Below are 18,372 nucleotides of genomic sequence, written 5' to 3' on the forward strand. Positions count from 1 at the left end.
GTCAGTTCACCCCGGCGGCGTGCTGGAGGACCGGCAGGGTCACCGCGCCGGCGAAGACCCGGCCGTCGTCGGTGAGCAGGACGTTGACGACCTTGGTGCTGATCAGGGTGCCGCCGCCGACCGGCTTGCCGAGCGACTTCACCAGGGCCTGCGGGTTCATCGGCCGGCCGTGCTGCTTGCCCTGCTTGCCGTTGCCCTGCGAGCCCTGCGCGGGCGCCTCGACGCCGGTGGGCAGCTGGGTGGAGACCACCGCCGTCCAGCCCTCGCCGATCACGTTCACCCCGTCGTGGCCCTTGCCCCGGTCGCCCTTCCCGCCCTGGTCGCCCTTCTTGTCCTGGGCGTCGTGACCGGCCGCCGCCTCGTCCGCCTTCTTCTCCGTCACCTTGGCCCCCTTGGGCGCGGTGAAGTCGAAGGTCTTGGCCGTGGGCTCGGCGAAGGACACGTCGGTGAAGTGGACGTCCAGCACGGTGGAGCCGTCGGTGGACTTCACCACCACCGCGAGCGGCACCCCGTTGTCGGCGGCGACCGAGATCCGCACCTCGGAGACGGTCGAGCCGGACTGGGTCGGCTTGACGCTCAGCTGGTACGCCTTCTGTCCGGCCACGTTGGCCGTCCCGGCCACGGTGACGGAGGTGGTGCCGGCGCTGCCGGTGAGGAACTGCCTGGCGGCCTCCTGGGGGGTGGCCGGCACCCCGGTCAGCGGCGCCTTCGGTGCCTTGGCCCCGGTGTGCCCGGCCGGACGCCCCGTCATGTGCAGGGCGGTGTTGGTCGAGCTGTCCCAGGCCCAGCTCTGGTCGCCGTTGCGGACCAGGGTGTAGCCCGCCATGTTCTCCATCAGGTCCACCCGCTGGCGGTCCGGACCGTCCACCGCGACCCGCAGGGTCTGGTCGCCGCCGAGCAGGCCGAGCAGCTTGGACTGCGGGTCCGCCGAGGCCCCGCCCTGGTCGCTGCCGTGCCCGGCGGCCGCACCGAGCCCGCCGGCCGCGGCGCCCAGCAGCTGGCTGGGCACCCCGAGGTCGGTGGAGACGGAGACCGTCCCGGACAGGGCCTGGGTGTCGGACCCGAGCACCTTGGTCACCACCTGCTCGGCCGACAGCTGCGGCAGGTCCGGCGGCGAGTCGGCGGCCAGCGCCGGCACCAGCCCCACCCCGGCGGCGATCACCGCGCCCACCGCCACCGGCACCCCGGCCCGCACCAGGGTGCGCCGCCGTGAGCGGTACGGCACCCCGCCGTCCAACTGGTCCTCCACCGCCGTCTCATTGGTCATGGCGTATTCAACTCCTCTGGGAACGAGTGCGTTTGGCACTGCTCCTCCATTAGAGGCCGGTGCCGCCGCCGCGTCATCGCCCTGCAGGGTCACTTCGAGGTGAACCTGATGGGTACATCGACCCTGAGACGGCCTCAGGGTTGTGTACTACCCACGTACCGCCCTGGCGTAGGGTCGCGCCATGGACGGAACCGCCACGGACGCAAGCAACCCCCCGACCGCTAACGCGATGCGGCGCGCCCTGCGCCGCGCCCGGGCCGGCGTCGCCCTCGACCTGACCGAGGCCGCCGTGCTGCTCCAGGCCAGAGGCGAGGACCTGCGCGACCTGTGCGCCAGTGCCGCCCGGGTGCGTGACGCCGGCCTGGAGGCGGCCGGCCGTCCCGGCGTCATCACCTACTCCAAGAGCGTCTTCGTCCCGCTCACCCGGCTCTGCCGCGACAAGTGCCACTACTGCACCTTCGCCACCGTCCCTGGCAAGCTGCGCCGGGCCGGGCACGGGATGTTCATGTCCCCGGACGAGGTGCTGGAGGTGGCCCGGCGCGGGGCCGAACTCGGCTGCAAGGAAGCCCTGATCACGCTCGGCGACAAGCCCGAGGACCGCTGGCCCGAGGCCCGCGAGTGGCTGGACGCGCACGGCTACGACGACACCATCGCCTACGTCCGGGCGATGTCCGTCCGCATCCTGGAGGAGACCGGGCTGCTCCCGCACCTCAACCCCGGGGTGCTGAGCTGGACGGACTTCCAGCGGCTCAAGCCGGTCTCCGCCTCGATGGGCATGATGCTGGAGACCACCGCCACCCGGCTGTGGAGCGAGCCCGGCGGCCCCCACCACGGCTCCCCGGACAAGGAACCGGCCGTCCGGCTGCGGGTGCTGGAGGACGCGGGCCGCAGCTCCGTGCCGTTCACCAGCGGGCTGCTGATCGGCATCGGCGAGACCCACCAGGAGCGCGCCGAGTCGCTGTTCGCGCTGCGCAGGGTGTCCCGGGCCTACCACGGCATCCAGGAGCTGATCCTGCAGAACTTCCGCGCCAAGCCGGACACGGCGATGCGCGGCATGCCCGACGCCGAACTCGACGAGCTGGTGGCCACGGTGGCGGTCGCCCGGCACCTGCTGGGCCCCACCGCCTGCCTCCAGGCGCCGCCGAACCTGGTGGACGGCGAGTACGAGCGGCTGATCGCGGCCGGCATCGACGACTGGGGCGGCGTCTCCCCGCTCACCCCGGACCACGTCAACCCCGAGCGCCCCTGGCCGCAGATCGACCGCCTGGCCGAACGTTCCGCCGCGGCCGGCTTCGAGCTGCGCGAGCGCCTGGCCGTCTACCCCGAGTACGTGCTGCGCGGTGAACCGTGGCTGGACCCGCGGGTCCTGCCGCACGTCCGTGCCCTGGCCGACCCGGCCACCGGCCTGGCGAACCCGGACGCCACCGTCCAGGGCCACCCCTGGCAGGAGCCCGAGGACCTGCCGGAGGCGTACGGCCGGACCGACCTGCACACCGCCGTCGACACCGAGGGTCGCACCGGCGACCGCCGGGCCGACTTCGAGGACGTGTACGGCGACTGGGAGGTGCTGCGCGAACAGGTGCTGGCGAAGGGCGCGCCCGAACGCCTCGCCGGGGACCTGCGCGAGGCGCTGGCGGTGGCCGCCGACGACCCGGTGAAGCTCACCGACGACCACGCGCTGGCGCTGTTCCACGCGGACGGCCCGGCCCTGGACGCCCTGTGCCGGATCGCCGACGACGTCCGCCGCGACGCGGTCGGCGACGACGTCACCTACTGCGTCACCCGGAACATCAACTTCACCAACGTCTGCTACACCGGCTGCCGCTTCTGCGCCTTCGCCCAGCGCCGCACCGACGCCGACGCCTACACCCTGTCCCTGGAGCAGGTCGCCGAGCGGGCCGCCCAGGCCTGGGAGGTGGGCGCCACCGAGGTGTGCATGCAGGGCGGCATCCACCCGGACCTGCCCGGCACCGCCTACTTCGACATCGCCCGCGCGGTGAAGGAACGCGTCCCCGGCATCCACGTGCACGCCTTCTCCCCGATGGAGGTGGTCAACGGCGCGACCAGGACCGGGCTCTCGATCCGCGACTGGCTGCAGAAGGCCCAGGAGTCCGGCCTGGACACCATCCCGGGCACCGCCGCCGAGATCCTCGACGACGAGGTCCGCTGGGTGCTCACCAAGGGCAAGCTGCCGGCCGCGACCTGGGTCGAGGTGGTCACCACCGCGCACGAGCTGGGCATCCGCTCCTCCTCCACCATGATGTACGGGCACGTGGACACCCCCGCGCACTGGCTCGGCCACCTGCGGCTGCTCGCAGAGATCCAGCAACGCACGGGCGGGTTCAGCGAGTTCGTCACCCTCCCGTTCATCCACACCAACGCCCCGGTCTACCTGGCCGGCATCGCCCGCCCCGGACCGACCGCCCGGGACAACCGCGCGGTGGTCGCGATGGCCCGGCTGCTGCTGCACCCGCACATCCCCAACATCCAGACCAGCTGGGTCAAGCTCGGCGCGGAGGGCGCGGCCGAGATGCTCCGCTCGGGCGCCAACGACCTCGGCGGCACGCTGATGGAGGAGACCATCTCGCGGATGGCCGGTTCGGCGTACGGCAGCTACAAGTCGGTGCGCGACCTCCAGGCGATCGCCGAGGCCGCGGGCCGGCCGCACCGCCAGCGCACCACTCTGTACGGCGAGGTCCCGGCCGAGCGCCGGGAGGCGGCACTGGCCTCGGACGGGCACCTGCCGGAGCTGCTGCCCGTCCTGGACTAGGACCTGTCGATCAGGGGCCCCGGGTCGTCGTCGGGCCGGCGGCCGGGGCGGGGAACCGAAGTACGAGGGACGCCGTCGTTCCGCTCGCGCCTTCGAATACAGTGCCAGGGCGCGCGCCACGGCCGTGCGTCGCGCGGACCGGCCCCCACCCCGACGAAAGGCGCCCCGTCGTGATGCCACTGTGGTCACGAGCCCAGCAGCAGGACTTCCGCAGCCGGGTGCGCGGCTGCCTGCTCGGCGGTGCCATCGGTGACGCGCTCGGCGCCGGCGTCGAGTTCGAACCGCTGGAGAAGATCCGGGCCCAGCACGGCCCGCAGGGCGTCACCGGCTACGTCCCCGCGTACGGGCGCACCGGCGCCGTCACCGACGACACCCAGCTCAGCCTGTTCACGGTGGACGGCCTGATCCGCGCCCACATCCGGCGCGACACCGGCAGCTGGCACCCGCCCACCGACCTCCACCTGGCCTACCTGCGCTGGGCCGCCACCCAGCGCGACTGGGGCCCCGACGAGCGCCGCCCGGACCTCGGCTGGCTCGGCCGCGAGGAGTGGCTGTACGCCCAGCGCGCCCCGGGCCAGGGCTGCCTGACCGGCCTCAGCGGACCGGACGGCGAGCGGCTCGGCACCCTGGAACGGCCCAAGAACCCGCACTCCAAGGCCTGCGGCACGGTGGTCCGGGCGGCGCCGTTCGGGCTGCTCACCACCTGGGAGCCGGGCCTGGTGTTCCAGCTCGCGGTGGAGTGCTCGGTGCTCACCCACGGCCACCCCACCGGCTACCTCGCGGCGGGCGCGCTCGCGGTGATCGTCCAGTCCGTGGCCCGCGGCGGCACCCTGGAGGAGGGCGTCCACCTGGCGCTGGCGCTGCTCTCCGAGCGGCAGGCGCACGAGGAGACCACCGCCGCCCTGCGGGCCGCGCTGGACGCGGTGCGGGCCGGCGAACCGTCCGCCGAGCGGGTCGAGGCGCTGGGGGAGGGCTGGGTCGCGGAGGAGGCGCTGGCCATCGCGGTCTACTGCGCGCTGGTCGCCCACGACGTGCGCTCGGGGCTGCTGCTGGCCGTCAACCACTCCGGGGACAGCGACTCCACCGGCGCGATCTGCGGCAACCTGCTCGGGGTGCTGCACGGCGACACCGCGCTGCCCCCGGGCCTGGTGGCGGGACTGGAGGGGCGCGGGGCGATCCTCGAACTCGCCGACGACTTCGCGCTGGAGCTGATGCACGGCACCGAACTGCACGACCGGCAGAGCCCGGAGGGGGTCGACTGGGCCGCCCGCTACCCGGTGGCGCACTGAGCGGCCGGGCGGTGCGGCGGCCGGGTGGTGCGGTGGCCGGGTGGTGCGGCGGTCGGGTGGTGCGGTGGCCGGGTGGTGCGGCGGTCGTGCCGTGGGAACGACCGTTCTGCGAAGGGGAGCCCACGACACGGCAGTTGCCCGTAGCGCGACCGCCGCTCGGGGCGACCGACACCGCTACGGGCAACTGGGCCGAGCACGGATCCGGTTCAGACCTCGCCGAATGCCCCCGCCGCCACGGCCGACGCGAACGCGTTCCAGGCCTCGGAGGAGAAGCGCAGTTGCGGGCCGTCCGGGTCCTTGGAATCCCGGACCGCCACCGCTCCCGCGGCCGGTCCGGCGATCTCCACGCAGGCGCCCTGGCCTCCACTGTGACTGCTCTTGCGCCAACGGGTTCCGTGCTCGGCGGGGGTGCTCATTCGTGGTATCCCTTTTCGATGTCGGCTATCAGCGACCGGCTCTCCGCGACACCGAGTGCGGCCGCTCTCAGGTAGTCGTAGAGACCGGTATAGCGGCGCACATCGGCCTCCTTCTCCAGGTAGAGATCGCTCGTCACACCTTCGAAGTAGACAACCGTGGAATCGGCTGACTCCGGGAACTCGAGCAGGGAGAATGTCCCGGTCATGCCGGGATGGGCGCCGTGCGAGAACGGGATCACCTGGATGGTGATGTTCGGGCGCAGGCTCAGCTCCAGCATCTGCCGCAGCTGCCGGGCCATGACCTCGCGACTGCCCACCTCGCGGCGCAGCGCCGCCTCGTCTATGACGGTCCACAGGCTGCCGAGCTGGTTGTCGCCGTGGACGCGCTCCTGGCGCTTCATCCGCACCTGCACCCGGCGCTGCACCGCGTTGGCGTCGGTGTCCGGCTGGGTGCCCTCGACCACCGCCTGGGCGTACTGCTCGGTCTGCAGCAGACCGGGGATGAACGAGGACTCGTAGGCGCGGATCGAGGAGGCCTCCGCCTCCAGGCCGATGTAGACGCTGTACGGCGTCGGCATGTTGTTGAAGTCGTGCCACCAGCCGCGCTGGCGGGACTCCTTGGCCATCTCCATCAGGCTGCTGCGCATCTGCTCGTCGGAGACGTTGTACACGTCGCAGAGGTCGCGCACGTCGCGCTGGCTGATGCTGCGGCGGCCGTTCTCCAGTCGGCTGATCTTCGACTGGGAGACCATCAGTCGGCCGGCCACCTCCTCCGCCGTCATCCCGAGGCCCTCGCGGAGCTTGCGCAGCTCCGAGCCGAGCCGCCGGCGGCGCACGGTGGGATTGATGTTCGCGGACACGTCGACCTCCGGCCGAACCTCTGGTGATCGTTGGAACGGCAGCCCTCGGAACACTTCGGACATTGGGACCAACCCCCCTGACTTGGAGCAGCATGACACCTTGGGCCAGCTCGGCGCCGGGGAATCACAGCAGCGCAGTAGAACAGATCATCGGAAAAGCGCGTCCGTGAGACACCGGGAGCTCCCAGGTGGTAATGCGGCTCGGCGACTCGAACCGGTAGTGAGCCGGTGGGCCCCGGCGGGCCTCCGGGAACGGCAGAGGGGCGGTCGCCGGGCGACTTGCGTCGCGGGGCGACCGCCCCTGGTGCTACTGGTGGTGCCGGTCGTGCCGGTCGTGCCGGTCGTGCCGGCGGTACGGAGTTGCGCGGACGGTGGTTCAGCGCCTTCGGCGGGCGTGAACGGTGTGCTGCACGCTGCCGGACGCGCCGCCGGGCACGCCGTCGGCGGTTTCGGATCAGCGGACCGCGACCCGTGGGGCGGCGACCCGCCCGCCCGAGGTCCGGCCCGCGGCACGGGCACCGGGGCGGCCGGTGGCGGCCCCGGAACTCTGGGAAGAACGGTTCTGCTGTGTCGGCAGGCCGTTCTGCACGTCCATCACGGCGTGCGCGACCATCCCGCCCAGCGGGTCGTACCGGATCAGGTCGCGCAGCCGCGATCGTGAGGACCGGCCCTCGTTGCCCGGGTACAGGTGCTTGCCCAGCCCCACCGAGTGGGCGAGGGCCGCGAGCGCGGCCGTCCGCGGGTCCGGCGGCACGCCGGTGCGGATCGCGGTGTCCAGCCGCTGCTTGATCGCGGCGTTGGTGCAGTCGTCCGACGCCTGGTACCGGGTCGTCGGCAGCACCCCGCACACCTGCCCCGGCACGGCCGTGACCATGCCGCAGCGTTCCAGGTGCGCCAGGTACGTCTGCCGCAGCCCCAGCCGGGGCCCGCCGATCCAGTGCGCGGCGCGGACCGGACTGCCGCGTCGTCGCAGCAGCTCCAGTGCGTGGTCAAGGGTCGGGTCGCCGGTCGGCCGTGCGAGCACGACGGCGATCCGGTCGCCCTCCGGTACGATCCGTCCGGCCAGGGACAGCTCGACGAGCTGCGCCCCGGCGAGTCCGAGGTCGAGGGTCTGCGGCTGCGCCGTGGTACCCGTGGTCGGGTCCAAAGCGAGCAGCAAGAGTTCCTCGGGAACAGTTCTGCGGCTCTTGCCCATCCAAGCCTCCCCGCGTGGATGAGAGACAGGGTGACGCCTCTCACACGGGCTTGTCGAGTACGCCTCCGAATCGTGACCTTGCGGTGAAGGCGCGGAACCGGCGGCCTCCGGCCCGGCGTCTGACTCTCGAACAGACAGCGGTGCGGCCGTGCGGCGGCAATAAGCGCCGGTCGGGCGGGGTGTGCGCGGCTGGATCGACCGTCGGTGGCGGAGACTGTACAGGTACACGGGGCGGGGCGTCGGCTTCCCGAAATCGGGTCTGCCGGTGCCCCGCCGGGGCGTTGAGGAGGCTGGGATACGTGGGCGAGTCCCCCGACAGGGTGCTGAGGGACGGCGAGCGGAAGCAGGACCGCGAGCGCGAAGGGACCGGTGCGCGGGCTGTCGGTGCGTCAGCCGGGGCCTCCGCCGACGCGTCCGCGGAGGGGTCGGCCGACGCCGCGGCGGAGAGTGCGGCGGAGACCGGGGCCAAGGCCGCGGCGGAGGCCGAGGTCGAGGCACCCGCCGAGGCGCCCGCTGACGCACCCGCCGAGGCATCCGCCGACACGCCGAAGGCCGATGCCAAGGGCGGTTCGACCGTACAGCTCCGTGTCCGGGATGTGGACAGCCGGACGACGATGCTGCGGCTGCCGGTGGACAACAAGACCACCGCGCTCCGGCTGCCCGAGGAACTGCGGAAGCCTACGGGCGATGACAGTTCCGACGGTGCGGCAAGGGAGACGAAGGACTCGCCGAAGGCTGACGGAGCGAAGGAGGCCGCCGAGCGGCCGCCCGTCGCCGACCCGCGTCTCGCCATGCGGACAGCGGCGGTGGCGGCGGAGAAGGCCGACGGGAAGGCCGACGAGAAGGCTGCGGAGAAGACCGAGAAGGCCGACGAGAAGGCTGCGGAGAAGACCGGCGGCGCGGCCGACACGCCCGACGCCGACTCCTCCACCGACGCCGACTCCTCCACCGACGCCTCCTCGGACACTGACACCGAGGCGGACAGGGACGCCGACACCGCGGCCGACCCCCGCGCCGGCGGTGCCACCGCAACCGTCGTACTGACCAGGAACGGGCAGCCCGGTCAGAAGGCGGACGAGCCGGGCGAGTCGAATGGGTCTGCTGGGTCTGCCGAGTCGGGCCGGACCGAGAAGCTGGAGAAGCCGGAGCCGCGTCGCGCCCCCGCGGCCCCCGCCGCCGGGACCGTCCCCGAGCCCCCGGAGCCGGCTCCGGTGCCCGAGCCGACCCCCGTCCCGGAGCCGGTGCCCGAGCCGACTCCGGCGCCCAGGCCCCTCCCCGAGCCCGAGCCGGCCCCGACTCCGGCCCCTCCACTGCCGCCCGTCCCGCCGCTGCCCCGGCCGGAGCCGCTGCCCTCCCCGCAGCCCGCTCCCCAGCCGGCGCCGCAGCCGCAGCCCCAGCCCGCTCCCGAGCCCTCGCCCGAGAACACGGCTGAGGCGATGGAGGTCCTGGCCACCCTCAACGCCCGCCCGGTCACGCCGCTACGGCGTGCGCTCAAGCGGATCACCATCTGGACGGTCTTCCTGGCCGTGGTGCTCGGCGCGGTCGGGGTGGCCCAGCTGCTGCGCCCGCTGCCGGACGCGAAGGTGCGGATGACGACCGCGGGCAGCTTCAGCTTCTCCGGTGACCCGCTCGACCTCGCCTGGCCGGCCAAGGGCCAGTCCGCCGCCGAGGTGGTCGGCGTCGGCAGCCTGGGCAGCTCGGGCCAGGAGACGCCGGCCCCGATCGCCAGCGTCACCAAGGTGATGAACGCCTACCTGATCCTGCAGAAGTTCCCGCTGAAGAAGGGGGAGAGCGGGCCCAAGATCATGGTCGACCCGCAGGCCGCGCAGGAGTCCGGCAACAGCGACGAGTCCCGGGTCACGCTCACCGCCGGTCAGGAGCTCACCGAGTACCAGGCCCTGGAACTGCTGATGCTGCCGTCCGCCAACAACGTGGCCCGGCTGCTCGCCCGCTTCCACTCCGGCAGCGAGGAGGCGTTCGTCAAGCAGATGAACGACACCGCGGCCAAGTTCGGCATGACCAACACCATCTACGCCGACCCGGCGGGCTTCAACGCGGACACCAAGTCCACCGCGAAGGACCAGCTGAAGCTGGCCGAGCAGGTCATGAAGGACGACATCTTCCGGCAGATCGTCTCCACCCCGGACACCACGTTCAACAACGTGAAGATCTCCAACACCAACAACCTGATCAACCCGAAGACCGGCGTGATCGGCGTCAAGACCGGCTCCAGCACCCCGGCCGGCGGCTGCCTGATGTGGGCCGCCTACAAGGAGATCGGCGGCGTGAAGCGGATGATCCTCGGCGTCACCCTGGGCCAGCAGGCCACCTCGCCCAACCCGGGCGACGGCATCCTGCCCACTGTGCTCAAGGTCAGCGGCAAGCAGATCCAGGCCGCGCAGAACGGGCTGACCGGCCAGACCGTGGTGAAGAAGGGCGACGTCGTCGGCACGGTGGACGACGGCCTCGGCGGCAAGGTCCCGGTCGTCGCGACCAAGGACCTCGTGGTGGCCGGCTTCCCGGGCGTCACCGGCACGATCACCCTGGACCCGACCCCGCTCCACCACAACGAGAAGGCGGGCAAGGAGATCGGCTCCCTGCGCGTGGGTTCCGGCGACAGCAAGTCGGAGGTTCCGGTGGCCCTCCAGTCCGACCTCAACCCGCCGTCCATCCAGTCCCGCCTGCTGCGCCTCCTCTGAGCCCTGACCTCCCCCTCCCCGACCCCGAAGGGGGAGCCGGCCCACCCGGCTCCCCCTTCACCGCCCCCGGCCCATCCCCGATCCGGTACGCTGTGAACGGCCTGGTCACCGACCGGCCGCGCCTCAGTAGCTCAGGGGATAGAGCACGGCTCTCCTAAAGCCGGTGTCGCAGGTTCGATTCCTGTCTGGGGCACAGCAGAACCGCAGCTCGCAGGCCCTCCTCCCACCCCGGGACGGAGGGCCTGCGGCATTTCGGGGAGTGGTTCGCCGCGGTTCGCGGTCTCAGCGGACCGGCGCGTCCGGACGGTCGGCCGGGTCGTCCCTGCCGGGCACGTCCGACTCGGCACCGGCCGGCGGGCCGTCGTCCAGCGGGTCGTGGTTCCGTGGGTCGGCGTTCCGTGGGTCGGCGTTCCGTGGGTCGGCGTTCCGTGGGTCGCCGGCCGGCGCGCCACGATCCGACGGGCCGTCGCTCGAGGGTCCGTCGTCCAACGGGCCGTCGGGGCGGGGAGTGCGGTCGTAGGGCACGATGACCCGCTGGACCCGGGGCCTGGTGCGCCAGTTGACCCGTCGTACGTCACGGGCCAGTGCGCCCGGGCGCCAGAGCTCGATCGCGGCCGTGACGACTCCCAGCACGACGCCGGCGGCCAGCCAGCCCGCCAGCACGTCGCTGGGCCAGTGCACCCCGAGGGCGGTGCGGGTCCACCCGATGGTCAGCACCGTCGCCGCGGCCACCGCGCAGGCGGCGGTACGGCCGCGGCGTTGGACCCGGTACCAGAGCAGGCCGACCAGGACGGCGCAGGTGATCGCCGAGGCCATCGCGTGTCCGGAGGGGAAGGCCGGGCCGCCGGCGTGCGCGACCGGGTCGGAAAAGGCGGGCCGCTGCCGGCCGACGGCCAGCTTGAGCGCCCACTGGGCGCCCCAGCCGACCAGTGCCTGGGCGGCCACCCAGCCGGCCAGCACCCGGGCGCCGATCAGCCAGAGCCAGGCGGCCGCGATGCCCAGCAGTGCACGCATCGTGACCGGTCCGCCGATGTCGGAGAGGGTCTGCACCGCGGCGGTCCAGATCCGGTGATCCCGTGCGTAGTCGTGGAGTTCGCTGGTCCAGTCCTGGTCGAACTGGTACAGGGGGTGCCAGCGGCCCGTCACCAGCGTCGCCAGGAGGCAGAACAGCGCGGCGCAGCCCAGCGCGAGCGACGCGTCCCGAAGGAGGCGACGCTGACGCACAGTGACGGAGGTCGTGCTGTTGGTCAGGTGCATGCCTGGTACCTTCCCAGCGTCCTGCGCCGATCGGGAGCCGGGGTGATAGCGATTTGGCATCTTTTGTGCGGAGGACCTGCGTACGCCGGGGTGTGGGTGCGGGCGGAAGCCGGGCGGCGCACGGGAACGCGGGCGATCGCCAAACTGTTCAACGAAGGGGCGGCGGTTGCGTGTGCGGCCGGTGAAGAAGCGCTCGACAGGCAGTCGCGAACGGGCACTTCACGTGTTCGTCCGGTCACGCGGTGTCCAAACTCGGAGTGAAAACCGGCAGGATACTGCATCGGCGGGAAGAATCTGAGCGACTTGGGAATGTTGTCCGGAATCTGTTCGTTGGATCGTTACGTGTGAGCCCCTCGGGGCCCGCACTTCTTGCCCTCGGGGCAGGCAGGCAGACCTCGGCAAATTCCAGCAAAGGGAGCAAGCATGGCCACCCGTGCCGTCGTTCGCGACAGGGCCGACCGGACTCGCGCGGCCCGCCCGACCAACCTTGAGGCCGATCGCGATCTGGTCGGTATGTACCTCGACGAGATCGCCAGGACGCCCCTGCTCGATGCTGCCGAGGAGGTCGAGCTCTCGCTGCGGATCGAGGCCGGCGTGTACGCCCAGCACATGCTGGACGAGGGCGAACTCCCCGACGGCGTCACGCGCGAGGAGCTGGAGGCGATAGCCGCCGACGCCGAGCGCGCCAAGGACGTCTTCATCCGCTCGAACCTCCGTCTGGTCGTGGCGGTCGCCCGCCGCTACCCGCGCAGTGGCCTGCCGCTGCTGGACCTCATCCAGGAGGGCAACGCCGGCCTGGTGCGCGCCGTCGAGAAGTTCGACTACGCCAAGGGCTTCAAGTTCTCCACCTACGCGACGTGGTGGATCCGGCAGGCGATCACCCGCTCGATCGCCGACCAGTCCCGCACGATCCGGCTGCCCGTGCACCTGGTCGAGGAGCTCGGCCGGATCCGCCGGGTGCAGCGCGAGAAGTCCAAGGAACTGGGCCGCGAGGCGGAGCCGGCCGAGATCGCGGCCGAGCTGGACACCACCGAGGCCCGGATCAAGGACGTGCTGGACTGGGCGCGGGACCCGGTCAGCCTCAACATGTCGGTCGACGACGAGGGCGAGACCCAGTTCGGTGACCTGGTGGAGGACACCGGGGCGACGTCCCCGGAGGACGCCGTGATGGTCATGCTCCGCCGCGAGGAACTGGACGACCTGATCGGGCGGCTGGACGACCGCACGGCCTCGATCATCCGCTCCCGCTACGGCATGGAGGACGGCCGGGAGCGCACCCTCACCGAGGTGGGCAAGCAGCACGGACTCACCCGCGAGCGGATCCGTCAGATCGAGAAGCACGCGCTGGCCGAACTGAAGAAGATCGCCGACCACGCGGGCTTCGAAGCCGCCTGACGGTCGGCGGCCGAGGTCGACCACCCGGGCCTTGGTGCGGAGCGCTCCGCATCGGGGCCCGTGGCGCGTCGCGGGCCTCTTAGGCTGGAGGGACGGGTCGGGCTGTGAACAGGGGACCGGCAGGGGAGTGGACGGAGTGGACAGGGTGAGCGAGCGGCGACAGGAACAGGGGCCGGGAGAGCAGGGCCAGGGAGAGCAGGGGCACGGAGGGCAGGGCCGGGAGGAGCAGGACCGGCGGCAGCCGAAGGCCCAGGGCACTCCGGCCGAGGCGAAGGCCCAGGCCGAGGGCACAGCGAAGGCCCGTCTGGTCTTCCGCGACCCCCTGGACCAGCAGTCCCGGGACGACACCGACGCCGGTTGGGGTGACCGCCCCGGTGCCGGGGAGAGCGGTGGACGGGGGCTGGACTGGTACCTGAGCCAGCGCCCGCCGCACCACGGTGACTAGCGAGCAGTAACGGGTAGCGGGAGGGTCTAGCGCGCCGTGACCAGCGCGTCGCGGATCTCGGTCAGCAGTTGGACCTCCTTGGCCTCGGCCTCGGCCGCCTCCTCGACGACGGTCTTCCGCCTGGCCGCCATCCGGTTCATCGGCACGATCAGGACGAAGTAGACGACGGCGGCGGTGATCAGGAACTGCAGGGCGGCGCTGAGCACCGACCCCCACAGGATGAGGACTCCGGACGTGACCTCACCGGTGCCGCTCACCTCGCACGGCCCCTTGAGGCAGGAACTGTAGGACGCCAGGTCCTTCGTCCCGAACGCGCCGACGATCGGATTGATGACGCCCTTGACGAAGGCGTTGACGATGTTGGTGAAGGCCGCGCCGATGACCACGGCGACGGCGAGTTCGACGACATTTCCCCGCAGCAGGAATTCCTTGAAGCCTTTCATGCCGCCTCGAACGACGAAGTCGTTCCTCGGTTACGGGTGATCCTCCGGAATCCGGGATTGACAACCCGTACGGCCCACCGCGCCCTCGGAGGGCGGTGGCAGCCCGGCCCGCGCGGGCCCGAGCGCGAGCGCCGCGGCCACCGCGAGCAGCACCAGCGCGGGCACCCCGGCCCGTCGGCGGACGGCTCGCCGCCAACGGTGCCACCCGCCGCACCCGCGTCTGATCGGCGGGAAGCTCGGCACCTCCTGTCGGGGCGGCACGGTGGGTGCGGGCAGCGGAACGGACAGGCTCACGGTCGTCATCGGGGGACCTCCGGATTCGCTCGGTCACCGTGCGGTCGGCACCGCCGGGTGACCCACACGATGCGCGCATCCGCCGCCGCCGGAAAGCCGGTTCCCACAACCTGTGGAAAACTCCGCCCCTGTGGACAACTTCGTACACTCACACGAGTGAGACCGACCTCCGAGAACTGACGAACGTCGCGCGGGGACCCCGCGCGGAACCACGGCACCGGACCACGGCACCGGACCACGGAGCGGCGCGGGACCACCGCAAGAACGTGGAAAGGCCCGTCGCCCCCGCGCGAAGCGGGGCCGACGGGCCTTCCCGTGATGCCTCGGAAGCTCCCGGAAACCCCCGGGAGTCGAGCTCAGCTCGCGGCCGGAGCCGGGCTGCTGGACGAGCTGGACGAGTTGGAAGCGCTCGACGAGCTCGAAGGACCGGAAGCGCTCGACGAGCCCGACGTCGTCGACGACGTCGAGGAGCCGGCGGACGAACCCACCGAGCTGCTGGAGGACGAGCGGCTGTCGGTCCGGTAGAAGCCCGAGCCCTTGAACACGACGCCCACGGCCGAGAAGACCTTGCGGAGCCGTCCCTGGCAGTCGGGGCACGTGGTCAGCGCCTCGTCGGTGAACTTCTGCACCGCCTCCAGGCCGTTGCCGCACTCGGTGCACTGGTACTGGTACGTGGGCACTTGTCTTCCTCCTGGCACTCTCGCCTGATGAGTGCTAACGATGGTCAATGATGCGGTATTCCGTTGGATCAGTCCAGCGAATCCGGTGTGAGATGCGCCGGTACGGGCCGCGTTCGACCGCTCGCTCAGCCCTTGGCCGCGCCGGCCAGCTGCGCCGGGGCGGTGCGCTCGCCGGACCCTGCCACCACGTGACCGCTCCTGTTCGGTGCGACCAGCAGGTGCCGCATCGACACCAGGGCGACCAGCCCCAGACCGGCGCCGGCCAGCGGTACCAGGAACCCGGCGGACGGCCCGTGGCCGTCGATCAGCCGCCCGGCCACCATCGAGCCGACCGCCAGGCCCAGGCCGATGGCGCCGGTCAGCCAGGTGAAGGCCTCGGTCTTGGCCCCGTCCTCGACCAGCGTCTCGACCAGGGTGTAGCCGCTGATCAGGGTCGGGGCGATGGCCAGGCCGCAGAACAGCCCGGCGATCGACAGCGTGACGAGGTTGGGCATCGCCCACAGCGTCGAACAGCCGACCACCAGCAGTGCGTAGCTGATGACCATCCGCTGCTGGACGGCCCGGCGCCAGGCGATGACGCCGTAGAGCACGCCGGCCACCATCGAGCCGCCGGCGAAGATCCCGTACACGGTGCCGGCGGCGGCGTGCTGTCCGACCGAGTCGGCGAAGGCGTTCACCGAGACCTGCATGCCGCCGAACACGGCCCCCACCCCGAGGATCACCCCGGCCAGCAGGCGGACGCCGGGCGAGGCCAGCGCTGAGGCGCGCCGCGCGCCGGGCTGCGGGGCGGTCCGGGCGGGGGCGGTACGGCGCTGGGTGGCGAAGACCAGGCCGCCGACGAAGGTCAGCGCGGCCTCGGTGATCAGCGCGGCGGACGGACTGACCGAGGTGGCGATCTTGGCGGCCAGGATCGGGCCGATCACGAAGGTGAACTCGTCCGTCACGGACTCGAAGGCGAACGCGGTGCTCACCTTGGCCGCCGAGGAGGCGGACGCGCCCTCGGCGCCGATCGTGGCGATCCAGCGGGCCCGGACCATCGCGCCGATCTGCGGAACGCTCGCGCCGGCCGGGACGGCGGCCAGGAACAGGCACCAGACCGGCGCGTGGCCGAGGGCCAGCGCGATCAGCAGGCCGACCGAGGCCGCGTGCACCGCGACGGTCGGGAGCAGGACGGCGGCCTGCCCGTACCGGTCGGCGAGCCGCCCGGTCTGCGGGCCGATCAGCGCCTGCGCGACGGCGGCGATCGCCGTGACGGTGCCGGCGGTGCCGTACGAGCCGTAGGTGTTCTCGACGAGCATCAGGATGCCCATGCTGAGCATCGCGTAGGGCAGCCGCGCGACGAAGGCGGGGGCCAGGAACGTCCAGGCGCCGGGCGTGCGCAGCAGCGCGCCGTAACCGACCTTGGTCGGTGCGATCGCGCTGTGGGGGGTGCCGGCCGCGGTGTCCGGAGCGGTGTCCGGGGTGGAGTCCGCGGCGATCTCGACCGTTCGGCGGGCCGTCACGGTCGGTCCTTCCTGCTGCCTGGTAGCGCGGCAGGGCATGGGGTGGCCCCGACGGCGCCGAGAGTCGTCCTCTCGCGCGTCGACCGGGGTAGATACCGGGCCGGCCGGGCCTGGTGGGCCGGGGCCGGACCGCGGCCGCCGAGCGGTCGCGCCAACTCTGCGTCAGGCAGATGCTGGGGGTGGTCTAGCGGTAGTTATACGGCGTAGTCGAACCAGCATACAGTTACGCGCGTAGATTCTGCCAGACCACCCACTTCACCAGCAGTGGCGCCAGCACCGGCACCAGCAGTGGCGCCAGCACCGGCACCGGCACCGGCAGCAAGCAGCGGACCGAAGGCCGTCAGCGCCCGTTCAGCCACCCGGCCAGCTTGCCGCCCTTGTCCACGGCCCGCAGCCGCCGCTCCGCCGCCTCGCTCACCTCGTCCGTGGTGACCACCAGCAGCTCGTCCCCGCCGCGCAGCATCGTCGCCTTGTCCGGCACGAACGAGTTGCCCTCCCGCACGACCAGGGTGACCGCCGCCCCCTTGGGCAGCCGCAGCTCGCTGATCTCCACCCCGGACATCCGCGAGGCCGGCGAGAGCGTGATCGCCAGCAGGTGCCCGTGCAGCTTCTCCAGCGGCGCCGACTCGATGTCGAGGTCCTGGCCCATCGCGCCCTCGCCGATCTTCAGCCGCTTGGCCATCCAGGGCAGGGTCGGTCCCTGGAGCAGGGTGAAGACGACGACCAGGATGAAGACGATGTTGAACACGTCCGCGGCCTTGTGGGCGCCGGAGACCACCGGGATGGTGGCCAGCACGATGGGCACCGCGCCGCGCAGCCCGGCCCAGCTCAGCAGGGCCTGCTCGCGGCCGGGCACCCTGAACGGGGTCAGCGTGAGCACCACGGACAGCGGCCGGGCCAGGAAGACCAGCACCGTGCCGATCACCAGCGCGGGCACCACGGCGTCGCCCATGCTCTCGGGCGCGGCGAGCAGCCCGAGCAGCACGAACATGCCGATCTGCCCTATCCAGGCCAGCCCGTCGGCGAAACCGCGCACGGCCGGTCCGTGCGGGAGCTTGGAGTTCCCGAGGATCACCGCGCTGATGTAGACGGCGAGGAATCCGGAGCCGTGCAGCAGCGAGCCGCCGGCGTAGGCGAGCACGGTCAGCGCCACCACGGCGATCGGGTAGAGGCCCGAGGAGGGCAGCGCGACGTGCTTCACCGCGAACGCGCCGAGCTTGCCGATGGCCAGGCCGACCGCCGCGCCGATCGCCAGTTCGGCGACGATCGTGCCGAGCAGTACGTACCAGGTGTCCGGTTCGCCGGTGGAGGCGAAGGCGACGACCAGGATGACCACGGGCGCGTCGTTGAAGCCGGACTCGGCCTCCAGCAGGCCGGTGAGCCGGTGCGGTAGCGGGACCATCCGCAGCACCGAGAAGACGGCCGCGGCATCGGTGGAGGAGACGATCGCCCCGAGCAGTAGCGAGGTCCGCCAGTCCAGGCCGACCAGCCAGTGGGCGCCGGCCGCGGTGACGAAGACGCTGATCCCGACGCCGACGGTGGCCAGTACGGTGGCCGCCGGCAACGACGGTCTGACGTCGCGCCAGTTGGTCTTGAGGCCGCCTTCGGCCAGGATCACCACGAGTGCCGCGTAGCCGAGCACCTGGGTCAGTTCGGCGTTGTTGAAGGTGACGCCGATCCCGTTCTGGCCCAGTGCCACGCCGATCCCGAGGTAGATCAGCAGACTGGGCAGTCCTGATCGGGTCGAGAACCGGACGGCGACCACCGCGAAGAGCAGGATCACGGAGGCTTCGAGCAGGAGCTGGTTCAGATGGGCGACGTTCACGCAGTGGCACCTCGGGCAGGCATGGGCGGGCGGGG

15 protein-coding genes and 1 tRNA gene are annotated in these 18,372 nt (G+C 72.1%); 6 read left to right on the forward strand and 10 right to left on the reverse strand.

The window, feature by feature from the left end; translation table 11 throughout:
* Position 1: 1 nt before the first annotated feature.
* Positions 2–1,267 (reverse strand): LolA family protein, encoded by a 1,266-nt coding sequence (locus HS99_RS12655; protein ID WP_046386814.1) that lies wholly within the window; start codon positions 1,265–1,267, stop codon positions 2–4.
* Positions 1,268–1,448: 181 nt separating this feature from the next.
* Between HS99_RS12655 and HS99_RS12660 the strand changes: the two genes are divergently transcribed.
* Together HS99_RS12660 and HS99_RS12665 are read left to right on the forward strand one after the other, a co-directional pair.
* Positions 1,449–4,037, forward strand: a complete 2,589-nt coding sequence (locus HS99_RS12660; RefSeq protein WP_030286492.1) for a bifunctional FO biosynthesis protein CofGH — start codon at positions 1,449–1,451, stop codon at positions 4,035–4,037.
* Between the two features lie 173 nt (positions 4,038–4,210).
* On the forward strand, positions 4,211–5,326 hold the full coding sequence (locus HS99_RS12665; protein ID WP_030286490.1) for an ADP-ribosylglycohydrolase family protein: 1,116 nt from the start codon (positions 4,211–4,213) through the stop codon (positions 5,324–5,326).
* Positions 5,327–5,532: 206 nt separating this feature from the next.
* On the opposite strand, the gene HS99_RS12670 is transcribed toward HS99_RS12665, so the two are convergent.
* The 3 genes from HS99_RS12670 to HS99_RS12680 all read right to left on the reverse strand — a co-directional run bounded on the left by HS99_RS12670 (position 5,533) and on the right by HS99_RS12680 (position 7,797).
* Positions 5,533–5,742 carry a DUF397 domain-containing protein gene (locus HS99_RS12670; RefSeq protein ID WP_030286489.1) on the reverse strand — a complete coding sequence of 70 codons (210 nt, stop codon included), beginning with the start codon at positions 5,740–5,742 and terminating at the stop codon, positions 5,533–5,535.
* Entirely contained in the window at positions 5,739–6,602 is an 864-nt protein-coding gene (locus HS99_RS12675; protein ID WP_050366617.1) for a helix-turn-helix domain-containing protein, read from the reverse strand. The genes HS99_RS12670 and HS99_RS12675 overlap by 4 nt, the downstream gene beginning before the upstream one ends.
* Positions 6,603–7,056: 454 nt before the next feature.
* Entirely contained in the window at positions 7,057–7,797 is a 741-nt protein-coding gene (locus tag HS99_RS12680) for a GOLPH3/VPS74 family protein (RefSeq protein ID WP_030286487.1), read from the reverse strand.
* A gap of 299 nt (positions 7,798–8,096) precedes the next feature.
* On the opposite strand from HS99_RS12680, the gene HS99_RS12685 reads away from it, so the two are divergent.
* Both HS99_RS12685 and HS99_RS12690 read left to right on the forward strand, forming a co-directional pair.
* The gene (locus tag HS99_RS12685; RefSeq protein ID WP_051835517.1) at positions 8,097–10,496 is read left to right on the forward strand and encodes a hypothetical protein; all 2,400 of its coding nucleotides are present in this window, start codon (positions 8,097–8,099) and stop codon (positions 10,494–10,496) included.
* Between the two features lie 120 nt (positions 10,497–10,616).
* A tRNA-Arg gene (locus HS99_RS12690) sits at positions 10,617–10,689 on the forward strand.
* Between the two features lie 89 nt (positions 10,690–10,778).
* Here HS99_RS12690 and HS99_RS12695 read toward each other — a convergent pair.
* Positions 10,779–11,753, reverse strand: coding sequence for a phosphatase PAP2 family protein (locus HS99_RS12695; RefSeq protein WP_050366615.1), 975 nt, complete (start codon positions 11,751–11,753; stop codon positions 10,779–10,781).
* Positions 11,754–12,176: 423 nt separating this feature from the next.
* Here HS99_RS12695 and HS99_RS12700 point away from each other — a divergent pair, with 423 nt between their 5' ends.
* Both HS99_RS12700 and HS99_RS12705 read left to right on the forward strand, forming a co-directional pair.
* Positions 12,177–13,148 carry a sigma-70 family RNA polymerase sigma factor gene (locus HS99_RS12700; protein ID WP_030286482.1) on the forward strand — a complete coding sequence of 324 codons (972 nt, stop codon included), beginning with the start codon at positions 12,177–12,179 and terminating at the stop codon, positions 13,146–13,148.
* Positions 13,149–13,293: 145 nt separating this feature from the next.
* A complete protein-coding gene (locus HS99_RS12705; RefSeq protein ID WP_141763704.1) occupies positions 13,294–13,593 on the forward strand; it encodes a hypothetical protein in 300 nt (99 codons plus the stop codon).
* Positions 13,594–13,619: 26 nt separating this feature from the next.
* Here HS99_RS12705 and mscL read toward each other — a convergent pair whose 3' ends face one another.
* The 5 genes from mscL to HS99_RS12720 all read right to left on the reverse strand — a co-directional run bounded on the left by mscL (position 13,620) and on the right by HS99_RS12720 (position 18,337).
* The gene (gene mscL, locus HS99_RS12710) at positions 13,620–14,036 is read right to left on the reverse strand and encodes a large conductance mechanosensitive channel protein MscL (protein WP_030286478.1); all 417 of its coding nucleotides are present in this window, start codon (positions 14,034–14,036) and stop codon (positions 13,620–13,622) included.
* A gap of 30 nt (positions 14,037–14,066) precedes the next feature.
* The gene (locus tag HS99_RS44000; protein ID WP_141763705.1) at positions 14,067–14,339 is read right to left on the reverse strand and encodes a hypothetical protein; all 273 of its coding nucleotides are present in this window, start codon (positions 14,337–14,339) and stop codon (positions 14,067–14,069) included.
* A gap of 347 nt (positions 14,340–14,686) precedes the next feature.
* Positions 14,687–15,010 carry an FmdB family zinc ribbon protein gene (locus HS99_RS41025; protein ID WP_078938982.1) on the reverse strand — a complete coding sequence of 108 codons (324 nt, stop codon included), beginning with the start codon at positions 15,008–15,010 and terminating at the stop codon, positions 14,687–14,689.
* A gap of 125 nt (positions 15,011–15,135) precedes the next feature.
* Positions 15,136–16,512, reverse strand: a complete 1,377-nt coding sequence (locus HS99_RS12715) for an MFS transporter (RefSeq protein WP_232543142.1) — start codon at positions 16,510–16,512, stop codon at positions 15,136–15,138.
* 340 nt (positions 16,513–16,852) lie between these two features.
* Positions 16,853–18,337, reverse strand: coding sequence for a potassium/proton antiporter (locus tag HS99_RS12720; RefSeq protein WP_030286474.1), 1,485 nt, complete (start codon positions 18,335–18,337; stop codon positions 16,853–16,855).
* Positions 18,338–18,372: the final 35 nt, after the last annotated feature.

The sequence above is a fragment of the Kitasatospora aureofaciens genome (assembly GCF_001188955.3).
Classification (GTDB): domain Bacteria; phylum Actinomycetota; class Actinomycetes; order Streptomycetales; family Streptomycetaceae; genus Kitasatospora; species Kitasatospora aureofaciens.